We start from the raw sequence: 20,501 nt of genomic DNA on the forward strand, positions 1-20,501 counted from the left end.
GCGTCACCAACAGGCGTTGAAACGGGAAGGAGGAGGGTCCTAGTCCGATGAACAGGATTCAGAAGCTGACAACGATCGTGAACGGGATGGCTCCTGCCGATCTGCGGATGTATTACCAAAGCGGGGACCAGAGGTCCTTCTGGGAAGGGATCCGGCAAAGCGAAGATTACGAGCAGGACATATCCGAGATTCGCGAGGAAGGGGAGCGGCTGCTGTCTGTCCCGAACCCGCCGCTGACGTATGACTTATTCACCCGGTTTGCCCGGCAGGGAACGAGGCTGGATTATGAGAAGGTGTATTTCGAGCGTAGGCGCCGGCTGAATACCTTTGCCCTGCTGACCCTTCTCGAGCCGGATAAGGAAGCGTACCGGATTGCTCTCCAGGAGATGATCTGGTCCATCTGCGATGAGTATACCTGGTGTTTGCCGGCGCATCTGAACGCGGAATCGCCCGGCGGCATCAAGGGGACAATTGATCTGTTCAGCGCCGAGACTGGGTTTACCCTCAGCGAAATCCGCGTGCTGCTGCGGGACCATCTGCCTCCGCTGCTGATTTCAAGAATCGAGGAAGAGGTTGAAGAGCGCTTGTTCACCCCTTTCCTAAGTCATGAGCACGGCTGGGAGACCGCCACGCATAATTGGTCTGCCGTCTGTGCCGGTTCCATCGGCTCCGCCGCGCTGCTGCTTATGGAAAGCGGGGAATTTCTTGCGAAGGTTCTGCTGAAGACGGAGCGGTGCATGGATTATTACCTGCAGGGCTTTGGCCCCGATGGAGCTTGTCTGGAAGGGCTGGGATACTGGAATTACGGGTTCGGGTATTTTGTGTATTATGCCGATTTGCTGCGCAAGCGCACCCGAGGCGAGATGGACTGGTTCCGTGCAGAGAAGGTGGGCCGCATCGCCCTGTTTCAGCAAAAGGGCTTTTTGGGAGGCAAGGCCGTCGTCAACTTCTCCGATTCGCAGCCGGAAAGCCGGGTACATATCGGCTTGTCTCATTATCTGGCCGGATTGTATGCAGACTTTGAGTCTCCGCCGCAGTCTCTCCGGTCGGCTTACGGCGACGACCATTGCAGCCGCTGGGCTCCGGCCTTGCGCAACCTGATCTGGCGGAACCCCTTGCTGGCGGGAAGCGATTGGGGAGAGGCAAGTTATTATTTGCCCGATGCCCAGTGGCTGATCTCCCGCAGCTCCCATGGAGGCGAAGTGTACGCGTTTGCCGCCAAGGGCGGCAGCAACGGCGAGCCGCACAACCATAATGATCTCGGGCATTTTATTCTGTACGGCGCCGGGGAAGCATGGTGCTCGGACCTCGGCTGCGGCGAGTACACAGCGGAGTATTTCGGCGAAGGACGGTATGGCTATGATTGTAACGGTTCCCAAGGCCACTCCGTGCCGATCATCGACGGCCATTTCCAGCAAGAGGGCCCGGATAGCGCCGCGGTTATATTGGAAGCGGTGACGGGCGAAGCCGTGGATCGGCTTGCGCTTGAGCTGACCTCGGCCTACCGTGTTCCGGCGCTTCAGTCATTCACGAGGACGCTGGAATGGAACAAGGAGGGGCTTCGGCCCAAACTGACGCTGAGCGACCGCTTCACGTTCAATTCACCCCCAGGCAGCTTGGTGGAGCGGATCGTTACCAGGATACGGCCCGAGCTGGTGCTGATGGATGGCAGGGAGGTTGTTAGGTTGCGGGCACCGGGAACTTATAAGCAAGCAGAGGCAGTAGGGCAAGAAGCCGTTCAGGCCATAGAGAAGAAGGTGGAGCCGATTGCAGCTGAAGAAGGAACCGGGGAGCAGCCGGCACAGGTTCGAGGTGGAAATCGGAAGGAACCGATTCATCACCGAGGAGGTAATCGGGAGCAGCCTAAGGTACAGGACACTATCCCGGGACCTACTTTTTCAATAGACGACAGGCTGGGCCTGCTGATCCACTATGATAACGAGCTGGTGCAGCCTGAGCTGACAAGCCATGTTTTCCGTGATCACTTCGGAAAGGAAGCTGCTTGGTATGCCGTGGATTTTAACGTGAAGGCCTCTGGCTTGCATGCGAATATCGAATTCAGATTTCAATTCATATGAACAGGAGTGGAGAGGAATGAAAACGGAGATCGCTTTGGATTGGTTGACGGAAGCCTGGGAGAAATCGCTTGTGAAGACACAGCGAAACGTAAGGCGGATTGGGGCGGGCTTTCCGCATGCCAGCCAGAATGGAGTCTACCAGCTGGAGCCTCCGCATTGGTGGACGGCCGGCTTTTGGCCGGGCATGCTGTGGCTTCTGTACAATGACAGCGGGGTGGCGGAGCTTAGAACAACCGCCGAGCAGTGCGAGCTTATTCTGGATGACGTGCTGAACGAATATGTGCGTCTGGACCACGATCTCGGCTTCATGTGGACGCTGACCAGCGTGGCCTCCTACAAGCTGACCGGCAGCGAAGAGTCCATGATACGCGCGCTCAAGGCAGCCAACTACCTGGCGGCACGCTTCAACCTGAAGGGCCAATATATTCGAGCCTGGAATCCGTGGTCGGAAGGGGAGGAAAACGCGGGGCTTGCCATCATCGATTGCGCCATGAATACGCCCTTGTTGTTCCTGGCATCGCAGATCAGCGGCGATCCCCGCTATCGGCATATTGCCGAAGCCCACATGGATACGGTGGTCCGGGACTTCGTTCGGCCGGATGGTTCCGTCTATCATATCGTTCGATACGATCCGGTAACCGGTGAGCGCCTGGAAGGGATCGGAGGGCAGGGCTTTGCGCCGGAATCCGCCTGGTCCAGGGGAACGGCGTGGGCGATTTACGGCTTGACGCTTGCCTACCATCATACGGGCAAATCGATATTTCTCGACACGGCCAAAACGGTTGCGCATTTCTTCCTGGCAAACCTGCCGGAAGACCATGTGCCGTTCTGGGATTTCCGCGCGCCGGATGAGGCCCGCATATATCGGGATTCTTCTGCCGGTGCCTGCGCAGCCAGCGGACTGCTGCTTTTAGCGGACAAGGTGGAACCGGAACAGGCGGCCGTATACCGGAAATCCGCAGTCCGGATTCTGGAATCGCTGTACCGGAATTACGGTATGTGGGACAACGATAAAGAGGAAGGCCTGATTCTCCACGGCACCAGTCATTATCCGGAAGGCAAGAATATCGACGTGCCCCTAATTTACGGCGACTTTTTCTTTGTGGAAGGACTGGCGCGGCTGAGAGAGAAGGGGCCTTTTTACTGGGAATAACGGAGATTGAAGCGGCGCTCTGGAAGGAAATAGTAGAAGTAAGGCAAGGAAGAGGATAAGGGAATTAGAAGAAGCATTCCGGAAATGGAGTGAGCATTTAAGATGAGCATTCAGGTTACTTGGAATTCCGAGGACGGCTTGATCCATCCGGTCGCGCGGAATCCGCTGCGAACAAGACGGGACGTGCAGGAGGCGCTCTCGCAGCTGCTGGAGCCTTTAAGCAAATGCTACAGCGAGGGCCGCGCACGCTTGATCCTAGAGCGTTCGGGCGCCGATGCCTATGCCGATATTGCGGAGATGGAGGGTTTCTCTCGCGTCTTGTGGGGGCTCGTTCCCGCCGTTGCCGGCGGCTCCCATGACGAGCTGTGGGAGCTGTGCCTGCAAGGGATACGCGCAGGGACGGATCCGGAGCATGCGGAGTACTGGGGGCAGGTTAATGACTATGATCAACGGCTGGTGGAGATGGCGGTGTTCGGATTGGCCTTTGCCCTGATTCCGGACCGCATCTGGCAGCCGCTGAGCGAGAAGGAGAAGGCCAACCTCTATCAGTGGCTCGATCAAATCAACCATCATCCTTGCTATGATTGCAATTGGCTGTTCTTCCATGTATTTGTCAACGTTGGTTTCCGCAAAGCAGGCTTACCCTACGATGCCGGACAGTTGGAGAACAATCTCCAGCGCATTGAGGAATTTTATCTGGATGCAGGCTGGTATAGCGACGGGATCGGGGGGCACTGTGATTATTACGTGCCGTATGCTTTTCATTTCTATGGCTTGATCTATGCGCAGCTGATGGGAGACGAAGATCCGGAACGCGCCGGGCGCTACAGGGAGCGGGCGGCATTGTTTGCACGCGATTTCATCCAATGGTTTGCTCCCGACGGGGCGGCCGTTCCTTACGGACGCAGCTTGACGTACCGCTTTGCGCAGTCGGCCTTCTGGTCGGCTGCGGCTTATGCCGGGCTGGACGGGTTTAGTCCGGGCCAGCTGAAAGGACTGGTCCTTAGAAATCTCAGATGGTGGTTTCAGCAGCCTATATTCGACCGGGACGGCGTGTTGACGGTGGGCTACGCTTACCCGAACCGAATCATGTCGGAGAACTATAACGCGGCTGGCTCCGTGTACTGGTCGCTGAAGACGTTCCTGATCCTGGCTTTGCCGGACGGGGATCCGTTCTGGGCGGCAGAGGAGCAGGAGCTGGCGGAGACAGGACGTATTTCGGTACAGGAGCCTGCACATCTGGTGCTTTGCCGCGAGCCGCAGACCGGCCACGTGGCTGCGTTCAATACGGGCCACCCGTCTACCAACGAGCATACGCATACTTCCGCCAAGTACGAGAAGTTCGTCTACTCTACCGCCTTTGCGTTCAGCGTGCCGAGGGCGGAATGGGGACTGGCCCAGGGAGCTTTCGATTCCATGCTTGCCCTTAGCGAGGGCGATCGGCTGTTCCGGGTCAAGCGCTTATGCGAGGAGACGCGGATTCAGGAGCATGTGCTGTACGCAAAATGGAAGCCGTGGAGAGACGTCGAGGTAAGGACCTGGATAGCGGCAGGGCTGCCATGGCATATTCGCATCCATCGGATCAGTACGGAACGAATGCTCGATGCTGCCGAGGGCGGGTTTGCTTTAGGCTTGGGATTACTGAACAGCTCCCGAACGGGAGACGGGGCAGCATCGGCTTCCGGCACCTTCGGCACGAGTGCCATCTATGGCATGCTTGGTTACGATACGGCAGAGCTCATCTATCCCCATGCCAATACCAATCTCCTGCGTCCCCGCACCGTCATTCCTACGTTGAGGGCGGCGCTCGAACCCGGAACCCATTGGCTCATCGCGGCCGTGCATGGCACCCCCAGCGCTTCCGGCACTCCCTCCATTGAGGAGCCTTCCATGGAAGACGTGAAAGAAAGGCTGGGCGTAGAGATAGGACAGCGTGAGATTAAAATTACGACGCAGACGGGGAATATCATCGTGATTCCGATGGACTAACGGGCTTGCCGTCATACGCCTTCAATATTAATTTAAACCACGAAAGCCGGGGGAATGATGACCCCCGGCTTTCGTGCGCTTCATATAAGCACCTCATCCTCCCTGATCGTGGCGATGGGCTGCAGAAATTGGTGATCAAAGGGCCGCAGCTCTGTCCCTGCCCGAGCTTTATTCACCCAATCCGGGTTGACCAAGGCGCTGGTGCCGATCGCAACGAAATGCGCATGGCCAGAAGCCAAGATTCGTTCTGCGACCGCCGGCTCGCCGAGTTTGCCGTTCGCGATGACGGGAACGCCGCCGTATGTTGCGGCAAGCTCGGCCAAGGTGGTCTCGCCCTCAGCGAAAGCGGGGGCGTAAGCTTTGTACTCCGTCGTGTGAATGTAAGATGGCGATGCCCCGCTCAATTTACCGAATATCGTTTGGGCATCCTCCACTCCCTGTGCCCACTTATGATGGAAATCGTTCACTTTGCCTTGGGAAACCCGAACGCCCACGATATAATCCGGGCCAACGGCTGCCCGAATGGCTTCCAACACCTCAACGACAATTCGAATCCGATTCTCCGTGGCCCCGCCGTATTCATCCGTTCTGCGGTTGGTGTAATCGGTTATGAATTGATCGAGCAGATAGCCGTTTGCCGCATGGATTTCAACCCCGTCGAATCCAGCAGCCTTGGCTCGGAGTGCCGCTTGCGCAAAATCTTGGATCGTTTGTTTAATCTGAGGCTGCGTTAACTCCCGAGGGGTGGCGAATTCGCCGCTTCCTCCATGATCCTCAAGCATGGCGCCCACCGGCTTCACCGCAGAAGGCGCAACCGGGACGAATCGCTCATGCTGAACCAAGGCGCCGGCGTGCATCAGCTGCGCGATGATTTTGCTCCCCTCCCGATGAACAGCTTCGATGACAGGCTTCCAGGACGCGGCCTGCTGGTCATTGGCCATGCCGGGTTGGTTGAGATAGCTCTGGCTCTGTACGGCATCCGGATAAAGGCCTTCCGTAATGATCAGACCGAACCCGCCTTTTGCGAATCTCTGATAGTATCGGATCATTCGGTGGTTAGCCAGGCCATTCGGATCTGCGCTCGTTCTAGTCATAGGGGAGAGCACGGCCCGATTGGGCAGTTTCAAAGATCCTAATGAAGCTTCGGTTAGCAGGTTGGGATATGAATGCATGGTTTTGTCCTCCTCAATTGCTGATCAGTCTTATGGCGACCGACGCTTGTAAGTGTATGATCTGATTGTATTTCGCATGGTCTATACTGTAAAATGATAGAAATTAATATATGTATCAATAAAAATGATGCCGAGAAGGTGAACTGGATGGACTTAACGGATCTGAGGATGATTGCCGCCATTGTGGAGGAAGGCAGCGTATCAGGCGCTGCCGAGAAGATGGGGTATGTGCAATCCAACGTGACGGCGCGCATACGCAAGCTGGAATCCGAGCTGGGTGTTCCTTTGTTCGATAGGCATCCCAAAGGAGTCTCGCCCACGGAGAAGGGGCTCGTTCTCTACCGATATGCCAAGCAGATTCTTGACATGGCTGAGGAAGCTGTTGCCGCCGTGAAGGAGCCGCTCTATCCAAGCGGTCCGCTTGTGATCGGCGTCGTGGAGACGATGGCGACATCGCAATCCTTTATTCAGGCCTTGTCCCACTTTCAACGAACCTATCCGGAGGTCGCGCTATCTCTCGTTAGCGGAACATCTCCACAGCATTATGAAGGCATGCTCAGCCGAAGATTAGATGGTGCGTTCATTACCGGTGATTATGATATGTCGCTGCTGGAGAGCGAGCTGGAAATCCGGGAGGAGGTGTCGCTGCTTGTTTCGTCGGAGGAATCCGAAGCAGAGGGGGCATTCGAGGCATTCGCACTAACGGGCGCTTCTTGGATCGTATTTCCTAAGGGATGTCCGTTCCGGAAGTCTAACGAAGAATGGCTTAGCAGCGAAGGGATCGCCGCAGCGAACATGATCGAAATCAGCACCTTGGAAACGATGCTCAGTTGCGTACGGGCCAAACTGGGCTGCGCGCTTCTGCCGGCATCGGCGATTCCTTGGTCCGATCCAGGATTAAGGACCTACCCCGTACCGGAAGAGTATCGCAGCGCCACGACCCGGCTGCTCCGTCGCAATGAATCATTCCGCAGCAAGGCGTTTGCCGCTTTCGCGGAATGCGTCAGAGAAGCGGGCGGTCTGAATTCCACTGGAATTCATGCCTCCTGAACTTGAAAACATCACCAGTTTGCGAAAGCTTGCCAGAAAAGGGCGGGATATTTTCATGAAAAGTGATACAATGATAGAAATACGTAAATAAGGGTAGCGGATGGATCAACGTTTACCTGGCAGCGAAGTGGGAGTGTGATCGAGAGAATGGAAGAGACGTATACGGCAAAACGGGCAGTCAGCATGGAGGACATCGTGCGCGCACACCACGTGCTTCGCGAAGTGATCGTACGCACGCCGCTGCAGCGGGATGCAGTACTGTCAGCCAAGTATGACTGCGAAGTGTATCTGAAGCGCGAGGACCTGCAGGTGGTTCGCTCCTTCAAGATCCGCGGCGCTTACAATATGATTCGCAGCTTGTCGGAGGAAGAACGCAGCAACGGCATTGTGTGCGCAAGCGCGGGCAACCACGCGCAAGGGGTGGCTTTCTCCTGCAACGCGCTGAATATCAAAGGCAAGATTTACATGCCGAGCACGACCCCGAACCAGAAGGTGAAGCAGGTGAAGCGTTTTGGCGGGGGCAGCGTCGAGGTCATTCTGACAGGGGATACCTTCGATGATGCATATGCCGAAGCGATTAAGGCATGCGACGAGTACGGCATGACCTTTATCCACCCGTTCGATGAAGCGAAGATCATCGCGGGCAACGGCACGATCGGGATGGAGGTTATGGAGGAGCTGGACGCGCCTGCCGACTATATGTTTGTCACCATCGGCGGCGGCGGTCTTGCAGCCGGCGTGGCAACGTACGTCAAAACCGTCAGCCCAACGACGCAAGTCATCGGCGTTGAACCGCTTGGCGCAGCGTCCATGATCGAGTCCAAGAAGCAGGGCGAAGTCGTCACCATGCATGAGATCGACAAATTCGTGGATGGCGCTGCCGTGAAACGCGTCGGGCAGCTGACGTATGACATCTGCTGCGAGTTGGTGGACGATATCGTGACGGTACCGGAAGGCAAGGCCTGCACCACCATCCTGGAGCTGTATAACGAGAATGCGATCGTTGTGGAGCCGGCGGGGTCGCTGGCCGTCGCGGCCCTGGATATGAACCGGGACCGGATTCGCGGGAAAACGGTCGTCTGCATCATCAGCGGCGGCAATAACGATATCGACCGGATGCAGGAAATCAAGGAACGCTCCTTGATTTACGAAGGGCTGAAGCATTACTTCATGATCAACTTCCCGCAGCGTGCGGGTGCACTCCGCGAGTTTCTGGAGGAAGTGCTCGGTCCCGACGACGATATCGCGCGCTTCGAGTATACGAAGAAGCATAACAAGGAAGACGGGCCTGCCCTGGTGGGCATCGAGCTCTTGAGGCCGGAGGATTACGGCCCGCTGGTGGAGCGGATGCAGCGCAAGGGACTGGATTACACGGAGCTGAACAAGAACATGAACCTGTTCAATCTGCTGATTTAAGAGGTACATGGAACACCATAAAAAGCCGGATTCCCCTAACGGGAACTCCGGCTTTTCTAGTTATTTCATGTATGGCCCTCTTGTGGTCCATGGCGTCACCCGCCGTTAACGCCAGGATGGCTCAGTCAATCGGAACCGCCTTGGCACGGTACCGCTCCACTTCCTGGTTCAGCTTGTCATTGTTGCTTTCCAGCACGTCGGACCAGGACTTGAGCTTTTTGAGAAGCGCGCTTTTGGAAACGGCGTCGCTGTCCTTCAGTACTTTATCGAATGCTTGCCGCACTTCCGGGTCCAGCAGATTGTCCTCGTATTTGAACAGCGGCGTGTTGTTATAACCGTAGTATAAGCTAAGCTCGGTGAATCGAAGCTTCAGCTTCACGTCCGCAGTCCGATTGGATTTGGGGTGCGCACTGATAAAGGCCTCTTGCGTTAGTCCCCGATCGATGACCTCGCTCCATGGAATCACCAAAGCGGCATCACTGACGGCAGGCTTCTCGGATTCAACGACCATGATGTCGATATAGGCCTGAATATCCTTGTTGATATAAGGCTTGTATGGCTTCAGCGTGGTATAGTCGATGATCGGGAAGATCACGCCCTCGGTGGTATACAGCCTGTAGCCGCTGTCGCGCAGGTTGATGAGCACCTTTCGGAGCGTTTCATCCTTGGTTTTGTTAATGGTGGTATTAATCGGCTCCCCGAATTTGTACAAGTTCATCAGTTTATCCTGAATGCCGATTTCGTACACCTTGTCGGTTTTTGCCGGGAGCGCATCATTCATCGCATTCTCCAGCTTAAGCACCAGCATGGTCGCCTGATACGCGGTCACGCTGCGGATATGCTTGGTGATGTAAGACTTGGCATAAGCCACGTCGGATTCCTTTAGCAGTTTATTGGCTTTGTTGTACACGGCATTGCCGAAGGCGGTAGCTTTGCTTGAAACTGCATTTGAGCCAGCTTGGGATGCAGGTGCTGCGCTAGCGATAACGCCGGTCTGGATCGATAGAATAAGTGCAAGGATGGCAGCAATCGCGGATTTTTTCGACTTTAACATGGTTTTTCCTCCCTTACCACACATTACCCTTATCCTATCATCTTCTATAGAACATTAGTTTACAAAGAACGAAAAAATATTAAAGATTTTGTTAAGCGCCGCCCGCGAATTCATGACGAGTTTGTATTATTTGCTCGAAAAAAGAAGTTTGGTCCCTGCGATTCCGATCAGGAATATGACGAGGCTGATCCATGGCGCAACCGTCAGCACCGGCAGCAGCCGTCCCAGCCACACGCCCGCTACCAATATCACTACCGTGATGGCGACATAAATCCCGATATTGCGAGCATTCACCTTGCGTTTGTCTTCCGCCGGCTTGAAGGCGTCGTTCTTCATCCATCTCAGCAATGCGTGGATCAGCACATAGGAACCGCCTGCGATCAGAATCAGGGTCGATATGCGTACCTGCGTCATGCGTTCGACCGGACCCCCGGCCCACATCGTGATGAACCCGACCAGAGCCTGAACGAAGAAAAACCAGGTTAAGGCCACCCACGGGATCATGAGATGGAATTGGAGGCTGCTGAGGCCTTTCATTTTTGGCAGCTGCTCGACCAGCTCCTTGCAATAGGATTCGGGATCGCTTCCGAATACCTCCTCGGCGCTTTTGCCTTTGGCTTGCGCGTCCAGCAGGTGCTGGGCGATTTCGAGCAGCAGCTCCTCGCCTTTTTGCTCCTGCACGGAGCTGCTGCGGATATAGACCACCATGTCTTGGTAATAGCTTAGGTTGTTCGGCTTCATGGCATCTTGGAGTCGGTTGTTCTCTTTGATCATCTGTTTGGTATTCATCTTTACTGTCCTCCGCGGGTTAAAATGTGGTCCACACTATCTTTAAGCGTTCCCCAATGTTCCTTGAATTGTTGAAGAACCTGCCGGCCTTTATCGGTCAAATTGTAATATTTGCGTGGCGGTCCCCCGGCACCTGGCGCGGGCCTTAGGGTACCTTCGATCAGCTGCTCTTTCTGCATGCGCAGCAGCAGGGGATAGATGCTGCCTTCGCTCACAAACGTCAGCCCACTGTCTTCCAGCAGCGTGCTGAGCTCATAACCGTAAACCTCCCGATGCTCCATGAGCGAGAGGATGCAGCCTTCGAGAATGCCTTTTAGCATTTGACTTTGGGTGGTCATGAATGTGGGAATTCCTCCTTCAGGTATATTGCAATGCAAGGTAGTGAGGCGCAAAGGGTTGGGCTGCGAGTAGGCACGATAGCAGACTACCTTGTTATGCAATATATGATAGCAGACAACATGCTTGCAATGCAAGGTAGTGCTGCTGAATCTTGTCACCTTCGTGAACAAGGTATAATTCTCCGGCTCCTATTTCACAATAATAAGCATTCTGAATCTATACACAACGCCCTGATCATTCAGGGATAAGAAGGAGGAGTTCTCAGATGAGCGCTAGCTTTTTTGACGATGAATTGCACGGAGGAGACGCTGTGCCGGTACAAGGGCAGGAGGTAATCGCAAACAGCGGTGCTCTGGATGTGACACCGGCCCAGCCTGAAGGAGAATTCGTCTCCGAGCGTGAGGACCATGATCTCTCCGCCGCATCCTTATGGGAGAATGATCCGGTCGGGAAGACCTGGATGAACGATTGGAGCGGGCGCGAAGAAACTCATGCGATGTTTCGCCAGAGTTACGAGTAAGGCTGGAGGTGCGGGCGTCAGCGGGATGAACGACTTGGCAAACGGATGCTACGTTAGTCCGTAATACAGGTAGAGGGCAGAATGGCCGTTTCTTAACCGCCAGCTTTAAATAGGCTGAATCTCGCTGCATACCGCCAATTCAGCGTTCATCGCACCGTCACACCTATGCTCAGTTTGCGTTTGCCGATGCTCAATTGCGTTGACAATCCATAATCACGATGCTAAGATAAGTTTAATTAATTCATATTAATCTTATCGGAATTATTAATATTATGATTACGGCGCGTTATCGCAAGGAGGAATCGGCATGGAGCGGCAAATTACAATCCGGCATAATCAAGAGGAACTTACGGCAACCATCCATTACCCATTGAAGGAATCGGCTCACGGAAGCCGGTGCAATCGGGTCCCGCTGGTCATCATCTGCCATGGCTTTGTGGGAAGCCGGATCGGCGTGGATCGGTTGTTTGTCAAAACGGCGCGCGAGTTTGCCGAAGACGGGTACATGGTGATCCGTTTCGACTATATCGGATGCGGGGAAAGCTCGGGCAATTACGGCAGCGAAGGACTCGACTCGATGATTGCCCAGACGCGTTCCGTTCTTGATTACGGACTCAGCTGCGCGGATGTCGATCCGACGCGAATCACGCTCCTCGGACATAGCCTGGGCGGCGCCGTCGCCCTGCAGACGGCCGTTCGCGATCGCCGGGTGAAAAATCTGATTCTGTGGTCTGCGGTAGGATACCCGTTCAACGATATCGTCAAAATCACCGGTCGCGACGTGTACGACACCTCGGTTAAGTCGGGTTCCGCCGATTATTTGGGATACTCGTTTACCCCGGTCTTTTTCGATTCGCTGGCTCAGGGGCAGCCATTCCAGGAAGCGATCAAGTTTACGGGCAATGTGCTGGTCGTCCATGGTACCTCGGATGAGGTGATTCCGGTGGACTACGCTTTCCTGTTTCAAAAGGTGTTCTGGATGCGTCAGGAAGGCCGCTGCGACAAGGAGATTATTTTCCAGGCCGATCACACGTACTCTGCCGGACCTCAGCGCCAGCTGCTCCTTGAGCGGACGCGGGATTGGTTAAACGGGCAGGAGAACATTCAGCAGGAATGGCAGAACTGGATGATTTAAGGGAGTTATTTGGCATAATGGGCGATTTAACGGTACAATAGAGTTGTCCCTTGATTTTGAAGCTGGAGGTGGCATCGATGACGTTACCTGCTTTATTTATTGCCCATGGTTCGCCGATGATGGCCCTGGAGGACAACGAGTACACCCGCTTCCTTGAGCAGTTGGGGCGGGAGCTGCCTGCACCTAGAGGTATTGCGGTATTTTCTGCCCATTGGGACGATCCGGATCAACGGTTGACTGAGGACGCCGAGCATGGAACCATGCATGATTTTTACGGATTTCCGGAAGAGATGTACAAGATTACGTACCCTGCCCGAGGCAGTGCGGAGCTGGCATTTCAGATCCGTCAGCGTTTTGAGGCAAAGAATCTGCACGCCAAAGCCGTAACCGGCCGCGGACTGGACCATGGGGTATGGGTCATTCTGCGCAAAATGTACCCCGATGCGAATATCCCCGTGGTGGCCTTGTCCGTGGACTCCAAGCGCTCACCAAGCGAACAATATTCCATCGGTGCGATGCTGTCCGATTTGCGTGATGAAGGCATTCTGATTATCGGCAGCGGCGGCTTGGTGCACAATCTGCGGATGGTGCATCAGAGCGATGAGCCGGATGCATGGGCAGCTGAATTCGACGAATGGGTTGCGGAGCAGCTGTCGAATTGGGACCTGCACAATCTGTTTGCGTATGACAAAAAAGCGCCTCATGCCAGCGACGCCGTACCTTCCTACGGACGGGAGCATTTTGTTCCCTTGTTCTATGCGATGGGAGCTGCGGACAACGGCCGCAAGGCAAAGCGATTGTTTCAATCTTACCAATATGGCAGTTTGAGTCTGAACTGCTGGTCATTCGAATAATGAGAAGCCGAGCTTGGATCACAAGCTCGGCTTTTGTTGTGTTTGGGCCGTTTGAGCGCGTGAAACGCGCGAAACAAAAAAACACCCGCTATGCGGATGCCGGAGAACCAGAACGTAGCGCCATAGGTCTTATACACAAGCCCATGCAGTCTGAAATAAGATTGCATGGTTTTTTTCGCCATGATCCGCAGGCGCTGGGGCTATTTTTTGTATTCAACCAAACCCAAAAATTTTTCTGCACAAACCGTGTTGACATTATTGGACTACAATTGTAGTATTGATTTGTAACTACAGCTGTAGTTTATGAATAAAGATTATAGGAGAGGAGCATTACCAAATGAAAGCAGCAACGAAAGTAGCAATCGCGACCCTAAGCAGCATTCTATTACTGGGTACTTCCGCAAACCTTGCGGCGGAGGCACAATCCGTCAAGAAAGCTCAAGCATCCGCTGTTAAAAAAACAGCCGAAACAGCCAAGTCTATATCGGCAGAGGAAAAAAAGTTTATCGAAAAAGAGATCCAGAGAGTAAAGGAGTTAACCGAAGAGTCGGGTGATATGTATGTTTTGTATCATAAATACCCAAAGTTAAATAGCGGATTTGATATTAGCTATTGGGGAGGGGTGCATGAATTCACTACGTACGAGGACTACATGAAAAAAGCTTCAACCCTAAAAGGATCCATTCTGCAGCAGCCTGCGAACCTGCCAAAGGGATATAAGTTCTTAACAGCGGTCATTGAAGCCCCGATCGAAGGAAAGTTCGTTGATGAAGTAAGAGCCGAAGGCAAGAAGAGCGGAAAGCCCATCTACATGAAAAAGATAGATTGGAAAGAAGCGGCAACCATCCGTCTTAAATATACGAACGGAGAAGACACGCTGGGCTTTTCCAAGTATGCGGTAGATTCGGTGGGAAGCAAGAAAAAAGGTTTCTTTAACGATAAGCTGCCGACGCATGTTTTTCCAAAATACGTTTTTTGGAATGATGGCAGCAAATTTGAATACAGTATTTCACTAACCTCATTGGATCTGTCCAGGAAACAGAAGATCGAGATTCTGAAAGCAGCGGTGAAAAAATAACATTCGCGTCAGCTATAGGTCTTGCGGACAAGCCCATACAGCTCTAGAAATAGGATGGCATGAGTTCTTTTGCAGATCAACATGCCCACAAGCGGTACAAGTATACTGCATGTAACTAAACCAAGAATATTTTCTTCACCAAACATGTTGACATTATCAAACTACAATCGTAGCATTAACATAACTACACATGTAGTTTGAATGAATTAACATTGGAGGTTTCATGCATGAATCATCAAATACCACCGATTACGGATGCAGAACTGGAAATTATGCGCGTATTGTGGGCTAATCCGGACTGCCCTTCCAGCGAGGTCGTAAAGAAAATGACGGATCTGATGGGGTGGAACCCCAATACAACTCGGACGCTCCTCAGTCGTCTGGTGCAGAAGGAAGCAGCGGGTGCGAAACTGGAAAAGGGTTCAAAGCGCACCCAACTATTTTATCCGATCATCAGCGAGCAGGAGTATCTGCAGTCTGAAACCAAATCCTTCATGAAAAAACTTTATGGGGGGGCCTTAAAGCCAATGCTGGCCAACTTTTTGCAGGATAAAAAACTGAATGCGCAAGAAATCGAGGATCTGAAGGCTTTGTTTGACGAGAACAGCAGCGACGGGGAAGCAGAAAAGAGAGAGCCCTGATGAGTCATACATTGCATGAAAATTTATTATTGTTTTTCGGCTGGGTCATTCGCGGATCGTTCATGGCCGGCATCATGATCGTCCTTGTCCTGATCCTGCAATTTCTACTAAAAAACAAGATTGAAGCCAGATGGAGATACTGGCTTTGGTTTCCTGTGGCCATTCGCTTGCTGCTCCCTTGGGCCCCGGAATCTTCGCTTAGCCTATACAATGTGTTGTCTCTGGAGGCCATCGTGCCCGGCATTCATCAACAAACTCAAGTTCCACCGCTTTGGAAGGAAACGGGGAGAATCAGCAAAGCGCTGGTTCGCGCTGAGAGTTCTTTAAATCTGGAAGCAGGCGGAACTTCGGAAGTACCTGCTCCATCCCTTGAATCAGAACCCGTGCAGGAGAGCAGTTTTTGGTGGAATGGGTTCAAGCAAATAGGTTACACCAATATACTGATGTCGGTTTGGCTTGCGGGCGTGCTGATTCTTGCCGCGAAAACGGTCTACGACCAGCTTCGATTGAAACAAGCCCTGCGCGCGGGCCGAAAAATGGATACGCCTTCTCTATCGGCAGTGTTTCACGAGACGAAACAGCAATTAGGCGTGAAGCGAAAAGTTCAGTTTTTGGCTAGCGAGCGAATTCCCGGACCTGCCGTGGTCGGTTTTAGTAAGCCGGCGATCGTCATTTCGCCAAGCCTGCTCATCACATTGAAACAGGAGCAGCTTCAATATATTCTTGCGCATGAGTTCGCGCATATTCAGCGGCGGGATGTGGCAGTGAACTGGTTGATGCATATCATCCTGATCATCCACTGGTTTAATCCGTTATTATGGCTAGCCGTACATAAGGCAAGGCAAGACCAGGAGATGGCTTGCGATGCATGCGTCTTGGATCGGATGAGCCCGCAGCAAAACAATGCATACGGACAAACGATCATCCATGTGTTGGAGCATTTTTCAGGATACCATCGCCAGCCGGGGCTTGCCGGCCTGTCCGCCACGCATAAACAAATGAAAAGGAGACTTAAAATGATTAAGCATTTTAACAAAAAATCCTACCGCCTGTCCATTTTGGGGCTGGGAATGATTCTCGCGCTTGGAAGCGTGACGTTGGTTAATGCAAAGGAAAGCAATGCGGGGAACGTACCGCAAAAAGCTCCAGTGCAATCGGAGAAGGATTCAAAAGCTGCTGTGAATAATGATCAGGATATGATCTATCCCGAGGGGGATATAGACCGCGAGCTTTACAAGAAAGAAATGGAACAGGCCCGGAAAAAAGCAGAAGCCGCAGCCAAGGCTCTAACTCCAGAGGAAAAGAAGTATATCGAAGATGAGACCAATCGAGTGAAGAAACTAAGTAAAGAGACTGGTGATATGTACGTTCTGTATCATAAATATAAGGATCTTAACAGCGGATTCGACCTAAGTTATTGGGGAGGAATAGAAAAATTCTCTGCTTACGAGGACTACCTGAAAAGAGCTTCCACGCTGGAAGGTTCCATCCTGGAGCAGCCTGCCAACCTGCCGGAAGGATATAAGTTTGCCAAAGCGAGAATTGAAGGTCCAACCGAAGGAATGTTCCTTGAAGAAGTAAGGTCCGAAGGCAAGAAGAGCGGAAAACCCGTCTACGCGAAAAAGATAGACTGGAAAGAGGCGGCAACCATCCGTCTTGAATATACGAACGGGAAAGACACGCTGGCCATTTCTAAATATACGTTGGACTCAGAAGGAAGTAAGAAAAAAGGTTTCTTTGAGGATGACTTACCGGCGGATATCTATCCAAAATACGTTTTTTGGCATGAAGGCGGCTTCGAATACAGCATTTCAACCACATGGGATATGTCCAAGGAACAGAAGGTCGAAATTCTGAAAGCAGCGGTGCAGAAATAACATTTTGAGCTAGCTATTTTGCGCGATAGGCCCATGCAGTCCTGTAAATGGGATTGCATGGGTTCTTTTGTTGATCATGATTTTTCTGCAGTCCGAAAGAAGAGAATCCAAACTGGGAAAGGAATATATAATCAACTTGCTTTTCTGGATTGAAAACGGCAAGTCATTTAGCATCACAACCGATCCGGGACATCCGTTGACGAATGAAGACCTGATCCCATTGGCTTAATTTGCGGTCAAAAATAGAGCCCACTTTTCAATTTTGAGGAATTTAGCGGTTCGTAAATCATGATTCGAAATGCCAAAAATGCGATTGCATGAAAAAGCCTGGCTTTCCAGGCAGCGCTCTAAAGAGAGTTCGTAGGCTCCCAAGTTGTATGTCACACAGTTACGGCCTGGCCGTATCGGACCTCAGATCCGCTATTTTTGCTTTTTGCTCGCAATTGGGGGATCTATCGGACACACGATCCGTTAAATAGCGGATATCACGTAATATGAAGGCCAAATTCGGAGAATAACGGATCTCTGGTCCGTTAGCATTAAAGAAAAGGTGGTTTTGGTCAAAATAAGGTCCGCTGAGTCCGCTAAAATTGTAAGTAGTTAGTTAGTGCCGTATAAATTAACGTTCGAACGTAAGCACAACGCTCGAACGTATACTCTCGAACGTATACTCTCGAACGTATACTAAAGCTCGAACGTATGTTAAAGCTTAAACGTAAGCTAAAGCTCAGCAGTATGCCAAAGCTCAGACAAATGCCAAAGCTCAGACGTATGCCAAAGCTCAAATAAAACCCTAAGCTCAGACATATGCCAAAGCATGAGCAGCATGCCAAAACCCAAACGTATGCTAAAACACGAGGTGATATGCCGTAACTCCAACGTGCCACAACAAAAACAACCCGGCTTGATTGCTCAAGTCGGGTTGTTTAATCAATAGGTTAGTTGTTTAGGTTTCAGTTGCTTACAATGTTATGCGGTTTGTTTTTTGAAAGGTGTGTGGGTGGTGCCGTCGCCTTTCGTTGTTCTGTGCGTCATTTTGTTCCACAGGCCGCGGAGGTAAGGGAGAACCCAATGGTCTAGACCGATTTTACCGGCGTTGGCAGCAGCGACGATGATCAGCACTTCAAGCAGTAACATTTGGGCGTTGGTGCTCACCGTACCCGAGAAGAGGAACGCGGCGTTCATGACCAGACCCATCAGGGCAGCGAAGGTGGTGAAGGTACCGAGGATCAGTCCGACACCGACGAGGAACTCACCGAGCGGGATGATGAAGTTGAAGAGCTTCACGCCCGGCAGTGCCGCGTGCTCCAGGAACGCTGCCCACCAGCCTTGGACGGCGGGGTGATCGCCGGCAGCTTTGGCAATCGCGCCTTGCAGGAAGCCGCCTGCTTCGAAACCGCCCGTCAATTTACCCCAACCTGCGGTCATCCATTCATACCCGATGTAGACCCGAATGAATGTCAGTAACCACATTGCCACTTTGTTTGTTCTCAGCCAGTTGTTAAACATATAAACCACTCCTTAAAAGTATGATTTTCTTTTTTATGAAAGCTTCCTTGCCAATTCTCGGATGTTGAAGTTCTGTGATGTTGTTCTTTAGGAAGATGATCATCTCTTTCATGTCTTTATTATAAGTGAAATAAATCACAATATATGTGATTTAAATCACATTAGTGATAAAAATCATAAAAAACTTTAAATTCGTGAGTTGGCAGGGGGAGTGACAGGTGAAAGGGGTGGAGAAATAGGAGCAGTATATGTAGAGGCTTAGGAGAAAATACGGGGTGTGATGGAGATTAACCAGTATGATACGTGATGTTAGCATGGTTGTTTGGAGTATTGTAGGAGGGAAATAAGTAGTAAATAGTAAGAAATGTGCAATGAGCAGAACTGTATGTAGTGGCAGTAACCAGTATGTAATAAGTAAGGCAAAGTGTTCAAATGGCAGAAGAAATAGAATAAAGCAAAAGACATCAAACGGTAAGAAACACACGCACAACCAATATCAATCAGCAGAGCATAAGTAAGTTTTACGTATAAAGCCAGTAAGTAATAAGCAAAGCAATATGCAGTAGACGTAAACCGGTAAGTGATAAGAAAAAGCTGCATGGAGTAGGCACATATCCAGTAAATGATATGCAAAATAGGAAGTGGTAAATGCAAAATCAGCAAGCGGAGTAGTAAATCGTCAGCGGAAACTCAGCTAGCTGTTAGCAGTAAGCGTAAAAAAGCACCTAGTACCTGGAGCGAGTAGATAATGCGTAACGCATTGGGAGATGCCATTCCCTGGACCATGAGGTTCGTCGTGAATGTATTACTAGGCAAAACCGCTTATAAAACACGGATGACCGGTACCGGTGGCCGCGGTCACCCGATGACTTATTGAAAAGGCAAGCAGAAAAAGTACGGATAGAGGAGAAACATTCAAATCTTACTGTTAGGAAGAAGAAACGAGATGGATTTAGCTATGGGACGCGAATTTAGCTGACGAGAAGCGTATGACCGGATACGATCCAACTTGAGATTATTTAAAATTACTTTTGAACTCTAATTTACCCCCGCATTCCCTGTAAATCAGACTGCTTGATTCTGTAAAGGAGAGGAGTCGCTGCTGATTTTCGCTTTGCGCGTGAATTTATTCTGAAGATAAGGCATGAGCCAACGGTCGATGCCGAGTTTTCCGCTGTTGGCCGCTGAGAGGATAATCAGGAATTCGAGCAGCAGGAGCTGACCATTGATGCTGATCGAACCGGAGAAGAGGAACGCCGAGTTCATCACCAGCCCCATCAGCGCAGCGAACACGGTGAACGAGCCGAGGATCAGGCCGAGCCCGACGAGGAATTCGCCCAGCGGAATGATGACGTTGAACCATTTGACGCCGGGGAGTGCAGCATGCTTGAGGAATACGGCCCACCAATCTTGAACCGCGGGATTCTCGCCGGTGGACTTGGCGATGGCTCCCTGCATAAATCCGCTCGCATCGAAGCCTCCCGTTAACTTGCCCCAGCCAGCCGACAACCACTTATACCCGACGTACACCCGAATGACCGTCAGCAGCCACATCGCGATTTTGCTGGATTGTAACCATTGAATAAACATCAACACCACTCCTCCGATGAATAATCATTCTCTTTTTTGTTTTCGGATTTTTGCAAATTTGAAATTCATAAGCGCGACGGAAGCCGAAAAAAACAGCAACGATCTATATAATGTCGCATCATCACAAATTATTCATATTTGCAAAAATCTGTATTTAAATACAGTATTCGCATAGACTGTGATTTGGCATAGGTTCTTGGTATGAAAAAAAGACGATGGAGAACCGGAGTTCTCCACCGTCTTGCATGATCTTTACG

At 51.7% G+C, this 20,501-nt stretch carries 17 protein-coding genes; 11 read left to right on the forward strand and 6 right to left on the reverse strand.

The features are described 5' to 3' along the window. Positions 1-47: 47 nt before the first annotated feature. From GYMC10_RS04815 to GYMC10_RS04825, 3 genes are all read left to right on the forward strand, one after another. Positions 48-2,078 carry a heparinase II/III family protein gene (locus tag GYMC10_RS04815; RefSeq protein WP_012819111.1) on the forward strand — a complete coding sequence of 677 codons (2,031 nt, stop codon included), beginning with the start codon at positions 48-50 and terminating at the stop codon, positions 2,076-2,078. Positions 2,079-2,094: 16 nt separating this feature from the next. Continuing rightward, the gene (locus GYMC10_RS04820) at positions 2,095-3,231 is read left to right on the forward strand and encodes a glycoside hydrolase family 88 protein (protein WP_012819112.1); all 1,137 of its coding nucleotides are present in this window, start codon (positions 2,095-2,097) and stop codon (positions 3,229-3,231) included. 102 nt (positions 3,232-3,333) lie between these two features. Next, entirely contained in the window at positions 3,334-5,220 is a 1,887-nt protein-coding gene (locus GYMC10_RS04825; RefSeq protein WP_012819113.1) for a DUF2264 domain-containing protein, read from the forward strand. Between the two features lie 80 nt (positions 5,221-5,300). Here the strand turns inward: GYMC10_RS04825 and GYMC10_RS04830 are convergent, their stop codons facing one another. Next, complete coding sequence (locus GYMC10_RS04830) at positions 5,301-6,392, reverse strand: NADH:flavin oxidoreductase (protein ID WP_012819114.1); 1,092 nt, start codon at positions 6,390-6,392, stop codon at positions 5,301-5,303. 147 nt (positions 6,393-6,539) lie between these two features. Here GYMC10_RS04830 and GYMC10_RS04835 point away from each other — a divergent pair, with 147 nt between their 5' ends. Then, entirely contained in the window at positions 6,540-7,442 is a 903-nt protein-coding gene (locus tag GYMC10_RS04835; RefSeq protein ID WP_012819115.1) for a LysR family transcriptional regulator, read from the forward strand. 147 nt (positions 7,443-7,589) lie between these two features. Next, positions 7,590-8,858, forward strand: a complete 1,269-nt coding sequence (gene ilvA, locus GYMC10_RS04840; RefSeq protein WP_009592278.1) for a threonine ammonia-lyase IlvA — start codon at positions 7,590-7,592, stop codon at positions 8,856-8,858. Positions 8,859-8,979: 121 nt separating this feature from the next. On the opposite strand, the gene GYMC10_RS04845 is transcribed toward ilvA, so the two are convergent. From GYMC10_RS04845 to GYMC10_RS04855, 3 genes are all read right to left on the reverse strand, one after another. Then, complete coding sequence (locus GYMC10_RS04845) at positions 8,980-9,912, reverse strand: hypothetical protein (RefSeq protein WP_012819116.1); 933 nt, start codon at positions 9,910-9,912, stop codon at positions 8,980-8,982. Positions 9,913-10,038: 126 nt separating this feature from the next. Next, on the reverse strand, positions 10,039-10,701 hold the full coding sequence (locus tag GYMC10_RS04850; RefSeq protein WP_012819117.1) for a DUF1129 family protein: 663 nt from the start codon (positions 10,699-10,701) through the stop codon (positions 10,039-10,041). A 2-nt stretch (positions 10,702-10,703) separates the two neighbouring features. Beyond that, complete coding sequence (locus GYMC10_RS04855; protein WP_009592352.1) at positions 10,704-11,039, reverse strand: PadR family transcriptional regulator; 336 nt, start codon at positions 11,037-11,039, stop codon at positions 10,704-10,706. A gap of 266 nt (positions 11,040-11,305) precedes the next feature. Between GYMC10_RS04855 and GYMC10_RS04865 the strand changes: the two genes are divergently transcribed. The 6 genes from GYMC10_RS04865 (at position 11,306) to GYMC10_RS04890 (ending at position 17,145) form a co-directional block, all read left to right on the forward strand. Next, positions 11,306-11,560: a hypothetical protein gene (locus tag GYMC10_RS04865; RefSeq protein WP_012819119.1), complete on the forward strand. Its 255-nt coding sequence runs from the start codon at positions 11,306-11,308 to the stop codon at positions 11,558-11,560. A 307-nt stretch (positions 11,561-11,867) separates the two neighbouring features. Further along, a complete protein-coding gene (locus GYMC10_RS04870) occupies positions 11,868-12,695 on the forward strand; it encodes an alpha/beta hydrolase (RefSeq protein WP_012819120.1) in 828 nt (275 codons plus the stop codon). Between the two features lie 77 nt (positions 12,696-12,772). Further along, positions 12,773-13,549, forward strand: a complete 777-nt coding sequence (locus GYMC10_RS04875) for a DODA-type extradiol aromatic ring-opening family dioxygenase (protein WP_012819121.1) — start codon at positions 12,773-12,775, stop codon at positions 13,547-13,549. Between the two features lie 337 nt (positions 13,550-13,886). Next, positions 13,887-14,627, forward strand: a complete 741-nt coding sequence (locus tag GYMC10_RS04880; protein WP_012819122.1) for a hypothetical protein — start codon at positions 13,887-13,889, stop codon at positions 14,625-14,627. Positions 14,628-14,854: 227 nt separating this feature from the next. Then, complete coding sequence (locus GYMC10_RS04885; RefSeq protein ID WP_012819123.1) at positions 14,855-15,268, forward strand: BlaI/MecI/CopY family transcriptional regulator; 414 nt, start codon at positions 14,855-14,857, stop codon at positions 15,266-15,268. Then, complete coding sequence (locus tag GYMC10_RS04890; protein ID WP_012819124.1) at positions 15,268-17,145, forward strand: M56 family metallopeptidase; 1,878 nt, start codon at positions 15,268-15,270, stop codon at positions 17,143-17,145. The genes GYMC10_RS04885 and GYMC10_RS04890 overlap by 1 nt, the downstream gene beginning before the upstream one ends. Positions 17,146-18,114: 969 nt before the next feature. Here the strand turns inward: GYMC10_RS04890 and GYMC10_RS04895 are convergent. Continuing rightward, positions 18,115-18,654, reverse strand: coding sequence for a DoxX family protein (locus GYMC10_RS04895; protein ID WP_009592282.1), 540 nt, complete (start codon positions 18,652-18,654; stop codon positions 18,115-18,117). 1,065 nt (positions 18,655-19,719) lie between these two features. Then, entirely contained in the window at positions 19,720-20,244 is a 525-nt protein-coding gene (locus tag GYMC10_RS04900; protein ID WP_012819126.1) for a DoxX family protein, read from the reverse strand. Positions 20,245-20,501: the final 257 nt, after the last annotated feature.

It is taken from the genome of Paenibacillus sp. Y412MC10 (genome assembly GCF_000024685.1).
Lineage (GTDB): Bacteria > Bacillota > Bacilli > Paenibacillales > Paenibacillaceae > Paenibacillus_AQ > Paenibacillus_AQ lautus_A.

Coding starts and splice junctions, on each gene's coding strand:
- GYMC10_RS04815 (WP_012819111.1), top strand. CDS start 48: ATGAACAGGATTCAGAAGCTGACAACGATCGTGAACGGGATGGCTCCT.
- GYMC10_RS04820 (WP_012819112.1), top strand. CDS start 2,095: ATGAAAACGGAGATCGCTTTGGATTGGTTGACGGAAGCCTGGGAGAAA.
- GYMC10_RS04825 (WP_012819113.1), top strand. CDS start 3,334: ATGAGCATTCAGGTTACTTGGAATTCCGAGGACGGCTTGATCCATCCG.
- GYMC10_RS04830 (WP_012819114.1), bottom strand. CDS start 6,392: ATGCATTCATATCCCAACCTGCTAACCGAAGCTTCATTAGGATCTTTG.
- GYMC10_RS04835 (WP_012819115.1), top strand. CDS start 6,540: ATGGACTTAACGGATCTGAGGATGATTGCCGCCATTGTGGAGGAAGGC.
- ilvA (WP_009592278.1), top strand. CDS start 7,590: ATGGAAGAGACGTATACGGCAAAACGGGCAGTCAGCATGGAGGACATC.
- GYMC10_RS04845 (WP_012819116.1), bottom strand. CDS start 9,912: ATGTTAAAGTCGAAAAAATCCGCGATTGCTGCCATCCTTGCACTTATT.
- GYMC10_RS04850 (WP_012819117.1), bottom strand. CDS start 10,701: ATGAATACCAAACAGATGATCAAAGAGAACAACCGACTCCAAGATGCC.
- GYMC10_RS04855 (WP_009592352.1), bottom strand. CDS start 11,039: ATGACCACCCAAAGTCAAATGCTAAAAGGCATTCTCGAAGGCTGCATC.
- GYMC10_RS04865 (WP_012819119.1), top strand. CDS start 11,306: ATGAGCGCTAGCTTTTTTGACGATGAATTGCACGGAGGAGACGCTGTG.
- GYMC10_RS04870 (WP_012819120.1), top strand. CDS start 11,868: ATGGAGCGGCAAATTACAATCCGGCATAATCAAGAGGAACTTACGGCA.
- GYMC10_RS04875 (WP_012819121.1), top strand. CDS start 12,773: ATGACGTTACCTGCTTTATTTATTGCCCATGGTTCGCCGATGATGGCC.
- GYMC10_RS04880 (WP_012819122.1), top strand. CDS start 13,887: ATGAAAGCAGCAACGAAAGTAGCAATCGCGACCCTAAGCAGCATTCTA.
- GYMC10_RS04885 (WP_012819123.1), top strand. CDS start 14,855: ATGAATCATCAAATACCACCGATTACGGATGCAGAACTGGAAATTATG.
- GYMC10_RS04890 (WP_012819124.1), top strand. CDS start 15,268: ATGAGTCATACATTGCATGAAAATTTATTATTGTTTTTCGGCTGGGTC.
- GYMC10_RS04895 (WP_009592282.1), bottom strand. CDS start 18,654: ATGTTTAACAACTGGCTGAGAACAAACAAAGTGGCAATGTGGTTACTG.
- GYMC10_RS04900 (WP_012819126.1), bottom strand. CDS start 20,244: ATGTTTATTCAATGGTTACAATCCAGCAAAATCGCGATGTGGCTGCTG.